Annotated in this window: 13 protein-coding genes; 8 read left to right on the forward strand and 5 right to left on the reverse strand. The window is 61.2% G+C overall.

What is annotated here, in order from left to right; translation table 11 throughout:
• Positions 1-622 (forward strand): IS5 family transposase (locus P1U48_RS05635; RefSeq protein WP_301067911.1); only part of this gene is annotated, 622 nt, incomplete at its 5' end.
• Here P1U48_RS05635 and P1U48_RS18165 read toward each other — a convergent pair.
• The 3 genes from P1U48_RS18165 to ahcY all read right to left on the reverse strand — a co-directional run bounded on the left by P1U48_RS18165 (position 614) and on the right by ahcY (position 2,842).
• Complete coding sequence (locus P1U48_RS18165) at positions 614-766, reverse strand: transposase (RefSeq protein ID WP_366142867.1); 153 nt, start codon at positions 764-766, stop codon at positions 614-616. The genes P1U48_RS05635 and P1U48_RS18165 overlap by 9 nt on opposite strands.
• 188 nt (positions 767-954) lie before the next feature.
• The gene (locus P1U48_RS05640) at positions 955-1,296 is read right to left on the reverse strand and encodes a DUF2853 family protein (RefSeq protein ID WP_301067912.1); all 342 of its coding nucleotides are present in this window, start codon (positions 1,294-1,296) and stop codon (positions 955-957) included.
• Between the two features lie 154 nt (positions 1,297-1,450).
• Positions 1,451-2,842, reverse strand: a complete 1,392-nt coding sequence (ahcY, locus tag P1U48_RS05645; protein WP_301067913.1) for an adenosylhomocysteinase — start codon at positions 2,840-2,842, stop codon at positions 1,451-1,453.
• 93 nt (positions 2,843-2,935) lie between these two features.
• Between ahcY and P1U48_RS05650 the strand changes: the two genes are divergently transcribed.
• The 5 genes from P1U48_RS05650 to P1U48_RS05670 all read left to right on the forward strand — a co-directional run bounded on the left by P1U48_RS05650 (position 2,936) and on the right by P1U48_RS05670 (position 6,297).
• Positions 2,936-3,772 carry an FkbM family methyltransferase gene (locus tag P1U48_RS05650; RefSeq protein ID WP_301067915.1) on the forward strand — a complete coding sequence of 279 codons (837 nt, stop codon included), beginning with the start codon at positions 2,936-2,938 and terminating at the stop codon, positions 3,770-3,772.
• Between the two features lie 410 nt (positions 3,773-4,182).
• On the forward strand, positions 4,183-4,839 hold the full coding sequence (locus P1U48_RS05655) for a hypothetical protein (protein WP_301067916.1): 657 nt from the start codon (positions 4,183-4,185) through the stop codon (positions 4,837-4,839).
• A 48-nt stretch (positions 4,840-4,887) separates the two neighbouring features.
• Complete coding sequence (locus tag P1U48_RS05660) at positions 4,888-5,484, forward strand: HD family hydrolase (protein ID WP_301067917.1); 597 nt, start codon at positions 4,888-4,890, stop codon at positions 5,482-5,484.
• A complete protein-coding gene (locus tag P1U48_RS05665; RefSeq protein WP_301067919.1) occupies positions 5,481-5,963 on the forward strand; it encodes a GNAT family N-acetyltransferase in 483 nt (160 codons plus the stop codon). Before P1U48_RS05660 ends, P1U48_RS05665 begins: the two co-directional genes overlap by 4 nt.
• Positions 5,964-6,165: 202 nt before the next feature.
• The gene (locus P1U48_RS05670) at positions 6,166-6,297 is read left to right on the forward strand and encodes a hypothetical protein (protein WP_301067920.1); all 132 of its coding nucleotides are present in this window, start codon (positions 6,166-6,168) and stop codon (positions 6,295-6,297) included.
• A 52-nt stretch (positions 6,298-6,349) separates the two neighbouring features.
• Here the strand turns inward: P1U48_RS05670 and P1U48_RS05675 are convergent, their stop codons facing one another.
• Together P1U48_RS05675 and P1U48_RS05680 are read right to left on the reverse strand one after the other, a co-directional pair.
• A complete protein-coding gene (locus P1U48_RS05675) occupies positions 6,350-6,901 on the reverse strand; it encodes an ActR/PrrA/RegA family redox response regulator transcription factor (protein ID WP_301067921.1) in 552 nt (183 codons plus the stop codon).
• 98 nt (positions 6,902-6,999) lie between these two features.
• Positions 7,000-7,626: an SCO family protein gene (locus P1U48_RS05680; RefSeq protein ID WP_301067922.1), complete on the reverse strand. Its 627-nt coding sequence runs from the start codon at positions 7,624-7,626 to the stop codon at positions 7,000-7,002.
• 103 nt (positions 7,627-7,729) lie between these two features.
• Between P1U48_RS05680 and regB the strand changes: the two genes are divergently transcribed.
• Together regB and P1U48_RS05690 are read left to right on the forward strand one after the other, a co-directional pair.
• Positions 7,730-9,127: a sensor histidine kinase RegB gene (gene regB / locus P1U48_RS05685; RefSeq protein ID WP_301067924.1), complete on the forward strand. Its 1,398-nt coding sequence runs from the start codon at positions 7,730-7,732 to the stop codon at positions 9,125-9,127.
• Between the two features lie 141 nt (positions 9,128-9,268).
• Positions 9,269-10,768 carry a PAS-domain containing protein gene (locus P1U48_RS05690; RefSeq protein ID WP_301067926.1) on the forward strand — a complete coding sequence of 500 codons (1,500 nt, stop codon included), beginning with the start codon at positions 9,269-9,271 and terminating at the stop codon, positions 10,766-10,768.
• Positions 10,769-10,770: the final 2 nt, after the last annotated feature.

The raw sequence follows: 10,770 nt of genomic DNA on the forward strand, positions 1-10,770 counted from the left end.
TGTTGCCAAATGGGATTCGCATCGCCGCGCAGGCATGATTCAAGCTGGTATCTGCGATGGAGACCAACCTGGCACGAGACCTTGTGCCGGACGAGGCATGGACGCCCTGAACCAGAGTGGGGCGGTGCCGGATGCCCTTCAAATGAGCTCCGTTATACGCGCGCACCATCAGGCAGGGGGGCCGCCGCGACAGGGTTTTGGCCGCTCAAGAGGTGGCTTCTCGACCAAGAGCCATCTCCGCGGCAACGCAGCAGCCCTGGCCATGAGGACCGAGATCACACCGGGCCGGACATCCGATGACCTGGGCTTCGATCTGGTCATGGCCGACAGCCTGCCCGCGCCAAGCGCCCTGTTGGCAGACAGAGGCTATGATGCTGACAGCATTCGCAAAAAGATGGAGGCGGGAAACCTGCTCACCCAAATACCAATGCGCAAGTCACGCAAGATGCGCGTCGGTGTCGGTCATTCGCCGTATTCCTTGCGCAACTTGGTCGAGCGGTGCTTCAACACGCTCAAGAACGCACGCCGCGTCGCAACCCGCTACGACAAAACTGTCGAAAGTTTCCTGGGCTTCATAGGCAGCACCTCAATCCGCCTCTGGCTGCGCCTTTTGTCAACATGATCTAACATTCTGAAAAGAACTCTCGCAAACGCCTGACAGCGTCCAGCGCCGGACTCGGCAATGCACCGTTCGCCAGTTGCCCGGCTCGGGCGGTAAATCTCGCCACGGCGACGCCGTTCGCGCCAGCCACAGGATTGCATCCAGGAAAGCCGGTTGTCCGTCGCCGTGCCTCCACGGTCGCCCTTTTTGCCAGGAACGAGCGGTTCAATCCGTGCCCATTGCACATCCGTCTGCTCAGGATCGCCTTCGTTTTCAATCTTGAATCAGAACTCAGGCCGATTGGGAATCCCCCAAATGAAGACGCCGCCTAGACGGCGTCATCCGAAAAGGAATCAGCCGTAGATGGCTTCTTTCTTGAAGTGTTTGGTCAGCATGTAATAGACCACAGCGCGGTATTTGTTGCGCTCGGACTTGCCATAAACTTCGATCACCGAATGGATCGCTTCCATAAGCTCGGGCCCGTCTTTCAGGCCGAGTTTCTTAATCAGAAAGTTGTTCTTGACCGTTTCCAGCTCGGACGGTTGCGAACCGGCAACCGTGCTGGCATCCGCGTCATAGATCGACGGACCGCAGCCGATGGTCACTTTGGTCAGCAGCGCCATATCCGGCGTCATGCCGCATTTGCTCTTCAGATCACTCGCATATGTCGCGATCAGGTCGTCGCGTTTTCCCATTGGTTTTCTCCACTTAATGGGCCGCATTGCGGTCCATGTCCCCAGTTCCAGTATCCGGCAGGTTAGCCCCGCTACAGGCGCAGACAAAGGAAAAAAATGGCCAAACCGCCGCTCGGCCAAATCGCCGTTCCGTCACCCGGCCTGCGACAGGCGATCAATACCGATAATGTTCCGGCTTGAATGGACCTTCGGGAGGAACACCAATGTAATCCGCCTGCTCTTTCGCCAGTTTGGTCAGCTTGACGCCGATCCGGTCCAGATGCAGCCGCGCGACCTTTTCATCCAGATGCTTGGGCAGGATATAGACGCCGGGCTGATACTCCTCACCCTTGGTCCAGAGCTCGATCTGCGCCAGCACCTGATTGGTGAAGCTCGCCGACATCACGAATGATGGATGGCCGGTGGCATTGCCGAGGTTCAACAAGCGCCCCTGGGACAGCAGGATGATCCGACTGCCGCTGGGCATCTCGATCATATCCACCTGGTCCTTGATATTGGTCCATTTATGGTTCTTCAGGCTGGCCACCTGAATTTCATTATCAAAATGGCCAATGTTGCCGACGATCGCCATATCCTTCATCGCCCGCAGATGTTCGATGCGGATCACGTCCTTGTTGCCGGTGGTGGTGACAAAGATATCGGCGCTGTCGACCGCATCCTCGAGCGTCACCACCTCATAGCCATCCATCGCCGCCTGCAGGGCGCAGATCGGATCGACCTCGGTCACCTTGACCCGTGCACCGGCGCCGGACAGCGACGCGGCACAGCCCTTGCCGACATCGCCATAGCCGCAGACGACCGCGACCTTGCCAGCCATCATCGTGTCGGTGGCGCGGCGGATGCCGTCGACCAGCGATTCCTTGCAACCGTATTTGTTGTCGAACTTCGACTTGGTGACAGAGTCGTTCACGTTGATTGCCGGGAACGGCAGCTGCCCCTTCTTGTGCAGATCATAGAGACGGTGCACGCCGGTGGTGGTTTCCTCGGACACGCCCTTGATCGCCTCGCGGGTCCTGGTGAACCAGCCGGGGGTTTCGGCCATGCGTTTCTTGATCTGGGCAAAAATCGCCTCTTCCTCTTCCGAGGTCGGCACCTCGATCAGCCCGGTCTCGCCCGCCTCGACCCGTGCGCCCAGCAACACATAAAGTGTCGCGTCGCCGCCATCGTCGAGGATCATGTTCGCACCTTCGGGGAACATGAACGACCGGTCGAGGTAATCCCAATGTTCGACCAGGGACTGACCCTTGATCGCGAACACCGGGGTGCCGCCTGCGGCAATCGCCGCCGCGGCGTGGTCCTGGGTCGAAAAGATGTTGCACGAGGCCCAGCGCACGTCGGCGCCCAGCGCCACCAGGGTTTCGATAAGCACCGCGGTCTGGATCGTCATGTGCAATGATCCGACGATCCGCGCGCCTTTCAGCGGCTGACTGTCGCCATATTCGGCGCGGCAAGCCATCAGTCCGGGCATCTCGGTTTCCGCGATATCCAGCTCCTTGCGGCCAAAGGCTGCGAGCGAGATATCTTTGACGATATAGTCTGTGGCCATTTGGCTATCCATCCCGATTAGGTTTGCTCGGCGGCGTAACAGGTCTTGATTAACGCTTCAACTGTCAGGACAATTCGGACTACCAAGCAGAAAATGACCTGGAAAACCGGGCAGACCGAGGCAGAGCACACCATGACTCCGCAATCCGCCCTACAATCGGACGATGCCGAAGATGGCATTGGTGGCGTCCGGTTGTTGCAGCCTAACGTCACCGCTGCGCCGCGCGGTGTGCCGTCGTTCGATCACATGATCGCGTCCAATCAATATGGCTTTTATTGCATTCCGCAAGCCTATGCCAAACGCAAGGTGCCGACGGTCCTGCGTCAGGGACAGGTCTATGAACCCGACACGCTGGCGCTGATGCGGCGCAAGTCCGGGCTGGGCGACGTGATCGCGGGTGGCGGCTTCATCGGCGACTTTTTTCCTGCACTCAGCGAAGCGCTGGCTGCCACCGCCGTCCTGCACAGCTTTGAACCCAACCCGCTGAGCCATGAGGCCGCCTGCCACACCATTGGGTTGAACCGGCTGGAAAACGTCTGCCTGCACCCCGTTGCGGTGGGTGAGTCGCCGGGGACATTGCCGCTGTTGGTGTCACGCGGTGCAAATAACGCGATGGCCGCAAGGGCCAAGATCGTCGCCGACCGTATCGAAGGCGAGACCATCGACGTGCCCGTCACGACCCTGGACAACCTGATCGGCAAGGACCGTGCGGTTTCGATCCTGCAGCTGGATATCGAAGGCCACGAACTTCCTGCCGTATTGGGAGCGAAGCGGATCATCAGCCGCAACCGGCCGATGATCATACTCGAGGCCGCAAGACGGCATCGTCAGAAGTTTTACGAGCGCGCCCTGAATCAGCACTTTCCCGACATCGGATACAGGATGGCCGGGGTGATTGAACGCAACTGCATTTTCCTGCCGCAAGGCTAGGGCGAGCACGGATTACGCATTCCGATGGCGCGATTGGGTCTGGCTGCCACGGGTCTCGCAATCCGAGGGGTCTACATGGCACAATCGCACGCTTGGCCAGGCATGCTGTCTGGGCGACGGCTTGATCTGATCAACCCGACGATCCGCGCAGCTTTCAGTGGCCGGCTTCGGCCATATTCCTTGCGCAAACCTTCAACCCCGGCATTTCGGTTTCGACGATATCCGGTTCCTTGCGGCCCTATCCGGCAAGATTGAAGTCTTTGACGGTATAATCTGTGACCATTTGGCTATCCTGGGCTCGCTACATTTCGGTGCGGCGTAACATTCCTTGTGTGACGCGGCCAGTTGGTGCCTATTTCCGTAACGTGAGGGTATAAACCCTGGCCGCAACAGACGGCAGGAGGTCAAGAATGGCCGGTGAGGCAGAAAAATCCCAAGAATTCGCGCTTGATGCCGATGCGCCGGTTGTTACCGGGCCAGAGGCTGAGGCCGAGGCGGGCGATCCGCGGGTCATCGCCTTTTTGATGCGCCACGCCGGGCGCGGTGACATCATTCATTCAGGGATCTTCCCCGGCGGCGCGCTGGTGCCGCTGTCTGCGGGCCTGGCGGAAACCGCTACACTCTGGGTGTTTCAGCCGGATCCCGACACCCATCGTGCCGTGGGTCAGGCGATCACCGACGACCGGTTGTGGAACGTCAGCCTGCGGCGCGCGGTGCCCTCATCCGAGCCCGGGCGAGTGTTCCTGCCCAGCGCCGGGCTTGATACTGGACCGGGGGCGTTTGTCCCGGCTGATTTCAACGCCCGCGAAACGGTCGAGACCCTGCGGCTGGATGACGCCATTCCCGGCAATCGCAAGGTCTCGGTCATGCTGCTGGAGGGCAATGGGCATCAGGTCCAGGCGCTGATCGGGGCACGCAGGCTGATTGCGCGCTGCCGCCCGGTTCTGGTGATTTCGGCCTTCCGCCGCCCGCGCTGGTTCGCCAAGAATTTTGGCGCGCTCGGCTACCGGGTGCGGGGCCGTCTGCGCGACAAGCTGGTGATTTCCGTCGACCCGGTTGATTTCTGACGCCGCTTCGCGACATTGAGCGCGAACACGTCGCGACCGGGGAACACAATGGCCAAACAGCCACGCGCATGGCAACGGATGCTTTCGGGCCGAAGGCTTGACCTGCTTGACCCGACGCCGATGGATATCGAGATCGAGGACATTGCCCATGGCCTGGCCTTTGTCGCCCGCTGGAATGGCCAGACGCTGGGCGATTTTGCCTATTCGGTGGCCGAGCATTCGCTGTTGGTCGAAACCATCTATGCCAGGTTAGAGCCGAAATCACCGGTGAAATGGCGCCTTGCCGCATTGCTGCACGACGCGCCGGAATATGTGATCGGCGACATGATTTCGCCGGTCAAGGCGGCGGTCGGACCGGGGTATTCCGTGCTCGACAACCGGCTGACAGCGGCGATCCATCTGCGCTTTGGCCTGCCTGCCGCGATCCCCAAGGCGGTGAAATCCCGGATCAAGACCGCCGACAAGGTCAGCGCCTATATGGAGGCGGTGCAGATCGCCGGATTCTCCGTGACTGAGGCGGCCAAGTTGTTCGGCACCCCGGACCCCGCCCTGATCGAGGGGTTGAGCATCCGGCTACGACCGCCGGTTCAGGCGCGCGACGATTACACCGCGCGCCATAGGACGCTGTTGGCACAGATGACATGATGCATGTCCGTAAATCCGGGCCGTTCGACGCCGCGCCGATCGCCCGACTGCTGAACGAGATCATCGCAATTGGTGGCACCACGGCGATGACCCGGCCAGTTGATGGCGAAACCATCGCCAGATGGATGGCGTCGGATCCGCGCAATCTCTGGCATCTGGCCGAGGATGAGTCCGGCCTGTTGCTGGGGGTTCAATGGGTCGAACCTCATCCGGATCTGGGCGCCTCGGTCGCCAAGATCGCCACCTTCGCGCGGGTCGGGCGCACCGGGATCGGCATTGGATCGGCCCTGTTCGAGCGGACAAGCCGGGCGGTGAAAGCCCTGGGATACGACTGGATCAGCGCCGAAATCCGCGCGGATAATGCCGGCGGGCTGACCTATTATCAAAGCCACGGGTTTGAGGATTACGCCCGCAAATCCGGGCAAGAACTGCACGACGGCCAGGTCGTCGACAAGGTATTGAAACGCTATAACTTGTGATCGGCGCCAGGCCGCGCCCGCTGTGACGGCCCTTGCGGCAACGCAGGCCGAAGCGTAGCATTCGCGCCACGCGCCGGGACCGCACAAGGCCCGCGCGACTCACCGAAATCATCGCCCTGACAGGTGTCGGGCAACCCTGATTTTCCTGAGGTTGGCCCCTCTGGCATGTCGCCACGAGGGGGGTTCTGGATTGGAGAATGTGATGGGAAAAGGCAACAGCAGCAAGGGCAACAAAGAAACCAAGAAGCCCAAGCAAGAGAAGCCCAAGGTTCTGGCAACGGCCAATTTCAACGCCAGCAAGCCGATGTCGCTGGGCGCGAAAAAGGCCAAGTGAACCCGGTTTCGGGGGGCGGGGGCGCAGGCGCCTGCCCCAACCGTATCAATGCCTATTTCGGCGAGCGTTTGGCGAGGATCCGCTGCAGGGTCCGACGGTGCATGTTGAGCCGCCGCGCGGTCTCGCTCACATTGCGATCACAGAGCTCATAGACCCGCTGAATGTGTTCCCAGCGGACGCGATCCGCGCTCATCGGATTTTCCGGCGGCGGCGGCAGACCGTCACTTCGGGCCAGCAGCGCATTGGTGATATCAGTCGCATCGGCGGGCTTGGACAGGTAATCCGTCGCCCCGATCTTGACCGCTGCCACCGCGGTGGCAATCGCGCCATAGCCGGTCAGCACCACGATCCGGCTGTCGGGGCGCTTTTCACGAATGGCCTCGACCACATCCAGCCCATTGCCATCCTCCAGCCTCAGGTCGCAGACCGCATAGGCGGGGGGCCGGGCGCTGGCAATGGCCTTGCCTGCGGCGACGTTTTCAGCGGTCTCGACCACGAATCCGCGCTTTTCCATAGCCTTGGCGAGACGACGCAGAAAAGGCTCGTCATCGTCGACCAACAGCAATGTCCGGTCCGGTCCCAGATCCGCCAATTCTTGCACCATGTCCTGCTCCTCTGCTCACCAGCGCGGCCCGGCGGCGCGTCTGTTGTGCGTCGGATCGTCTTAGACCTTGCGATTGCCAGCGTCAAATTCGCGCGGATCTATTGCGCATCCAGAAAACACTGAACCTTTTGCGCCATATCCTCGGGCGTCATATCGCGGCGAAAATATTCGACAAAACCATGGCCCGGCAGGGTCAGGTAGGTGAAGGTCGAATGATCAACCAGGTAATAGTCCGGGTCGTCGCTCTCCTGCTTGCGGTAATAGGTGCGATAGGCCGTGCTGGCTGTCTTGATCTGTTCCGGCGTGCCGGTCAGACCGATCATCCGGGGATGCAGGTAATCGGTGAAATCCTTCAGCAGCTCAGGCGTGTCGCGCTCGGGGTCGATCGAGATGAACACCGGTTTCACGAGGCTGCCCCGCTCTTCCAGCAGAGTCACCGCCTCGGCATTGCGGGCCCCGTCAAGGGGGCAGATATCCGGGCAATAGGTATAGCCGAAATAGATCAGCGCGGGCTGATCCAGAACCTCGGCGTCGGTGACGGTCTTGCCATCCTCATCAACCAGGGTGAACGGCCCGCCGATCTGATCGGAGCCTCCGGCGATGGCGCTGGTGCGACAGGCCGCAAACTGGTCATCGCCACCCCTGCCGATGGTCAGCAGCCAGAGTGACGCGATCAGGGCCACCAAAATACCGGTGGCAAGAATTGCCATGGTGCGAAGGGTCATTGTTCGGCTCCCGATCTTATCGCGCCGGCGGCATTGCCTGCGTCACTGGGCACATCTAACCTTTGATCCGACAGATGCAACGGGGCAAGGCGGAGGCCGCAGGATGAGCCACACTGATTTCGGCCTTCTCAAGGGGCAGCAACGCGGCAATTGGATCCGCCTGCGCACCATCATCCTGCTGCGCTGGGGCGCGATTGTCGGGCAGCTTTCTGCACTGATCATGTCGGCGCAGATCTATCACCTGCAACAGGAATATGCCCTGTGCTTCCTGGTGGTCGGGGTGTCGGTGCTGGGCAATCTGATCGCCACCCTGGGGTTTCCCGAAAACAAGCGCCTGACCGAGGCCGAAAACCTGATGATGGTTCTGTTCGACCTGCTGCAGCTGACGCTGTTGCTTTATCTGACCGGCGGGCTGAACAACCCGTTTTCGATCCTGATTGTCGGGCCGGTGACGATTTCGGCGGCAGCATTGTCGTTGCGCTCGACCGTCTTTGTCGGCGCGGCGGCGATCATCGCCGTCACGCTGCTGGTGCCGTTTCATCTGCATTTGCTGACAGAGACCGGCGCGGTGCTGCGGGTGGCCGATCTGTTCCTGTTCGGCAATTGGCTGGCTATCGTCATCGCGGTGATCTTTTTGGGTGTCTATTCCCGCTGGATTGCCGCTGAAATGCACAATATGTCCGATGCGCTTCAGGCGACGCAGATGGCGTTGGCGCGGGAACAAAAGCTGACCGACCTGGGCGGCGTTGTCGCGGCGGCGGCGCATGAGCTCGGCACGCCGCTGGCGACGATCAAGCTGACCGCATCCGAATTGATCGCCGATCTGGCCGAAAATCCCGAACTTCAGGACGACGCGCGGCTGATCGGCGAGCAGGCCGACCGCTGTCGCGATATCCTGCGTTCGATGGGGCGGGCGGGCAAAGAGGATCTGCACCTGTTGCAAGCGCCGGTCACGGCCGTGGTGCAAGAGGCCGCCGAGCCGCATCTGACCCGCGGCAAGACCCTCCATTTTGACGAGGGCCCGATGCCGGGCCATGACGGAGCGCAGCCGGTGATCCGGCGTCAGCCCGAGATCATCCACGGGCTGCGCAACCTGATTCAGAACGCGGTGGATTTCGCCCGCGCCAATATCTGGATCGAAACCCGCTGGGGCGATGACACCATCACGGTGCGGATCATGGATGACGGCCGGGGCTATTCGCCGCAGGTGATCGGCAGGATCGGTGATCCTTTCGTGCGGCGGCGGCGCGGTTCCGGCGATACCGGGCAGCGACCGGAATATGAGGGCATGGGCCTCGGCCTGTTCATTGCCAAGACCCTGCTGGAACGCTCGGGCGCCGAACTGAGCTTTGCCAACGGGCCGGACAAGTATTCGGCGAGTGGCGAATTCGCGGATCGCAGCGGCGCGGTGATCGAGGTGGTCTGGCCGCGCGGGTTGATTGTTCCGCCGGCCAAAAGCGGGGATCAGCGGCTGGGCCAGAACCGCCGGATCGAGGCTTAGGACCTCTTCGCGACCCTGCGTCGGCCTTTTGTTTACACTTTGTTTACCTCTGCCGACACAAAGTCGCGCCGCTGCAAGTAACAAGTAAACGGTGGGGGTATGGGCGGTATTAACGCAGCAGAATTGGCGCTTGTCATATTGGTGAGCCTGGCTTCGGTCGCGATCACGCTGGTGATCGCGATATTTGCGGCGCGCTTTGGTTGGCTGAACACCGCGCCCGGCCCGGAGCCGGGACCGGATGAGGCGGATGAACCAATCGCCTTTCTGTTCCAGAACGGCGTGCTGAGCGATGCGAGCCCGCCAGGTCGGATATTGCTTGATCAGGGCCGGGCCGGGCTGAACGATTGGGACCGGCTAGCCGAGCTGCTGACGCCTCGGTTTTGCACGATGCCCGCGACCCTGCCCAACAATTGCAACCTGACCTGCCACAGCCGCGACCCCGGCGATACCGATCTGGTGAAAATCGAAGCCGCAGATGGCATCCTTCGACTGTCGGTGGTTGAGCCCTCGCCGATGACCGCCGCCGACCGGCACATGCAGCGATTACGGCAGATCGAGGAGAGCCGGTTGCGTGGCACCTTTGATCAAGCACCGTTTCTGATCTGGATTACCGATGCACTCGGCCAAGTGCAGTGGTCCAACGAGAGCTATCGCCGGTTTGCGCTGCGCGCCGAGGCCGGCCAGACTGACGCGATCCTCAGCACCGGGTTGGCCCTGCCGCGCAATCAGGATCCGGTGTCGGTGCGTGTGGAAACCTGTGCGCAAGAGACCGGACAAACCGATCCGCAATGGTTCGACGTCACCGTGCAGCGTGCCAAGCATCATTGGTTGCACTATGCCACCAATGTCACCCCGATCATCCGCGTCAAAAAGACCCAGCGCGGCTTTGTTCAGACCCTAACCAAGACTTTTGCCCTGTTGTCGATCGGGCTGTGCGTGTTTGACTGTGACCGCAGCCTGACCCTGTTCAACCCGGCGATGATCGATCTGACCGGACTAAAACCGGAATTCCTCAGTTCGAAACCGTCGCTGGCGGCGTTCTTTGATGCGCTGCGCGACCGGCAGGTGATGCCGGAGCCAAAGAATTATCTGGCCTGGCGCGATGCGATATCCGATCTCGACACCCGCGCCACCGCCGGGAATTTCCAGGAAACCTGGAGCCTGCCCGGCGGCGCCACCTATCGGGTCACCGGGCGCCCCTATCCGAACGGCGCCATCGCGTTTCTGTTCGAGAATATCAGCGCCGAAATCGGCGCCTCGCGACGGTTTCATGAATCCGTTCAGTTGGCGCAATCGGTGATGGATTCGGTCGAGGAATCGCTGGCGGTATTTTCGCGTCAGGGCCGTCTGGTGATGTGCAACGCCGCTTATCGGGCGTTGTGGAATACCGACACCGGCGCCAATGTCGGCGAGGTGACAATCCAGGACGCGACCCGAATCTGGCAGAAGGCGACACAGCCCAATCCGGCCTGGGGCGATGTCCGGGATTTCGTCGGCGCCTTTGGGCCACGCGCGGAATGGCAGGCCGATGCGCGGTTGGTCGACGGATCGGAATTGCACTGCCGGTTTGTGCCACTGAAGGACGGCGCGACGCTGGCCGGATTCAGCACGGTGTCGGAATATGCGACACAGCTTGGCTGATC

The sequence above is a fragment of the Pseudooceanicola sp. genome (assembly GCF_029213205.1).
Taxonomy (GTDB): Bacteria; Pseudomonadota; Alphaproteobacteria; order Rhodobacterales; family Rhodobacteraceae; genus Pseudooceanicola.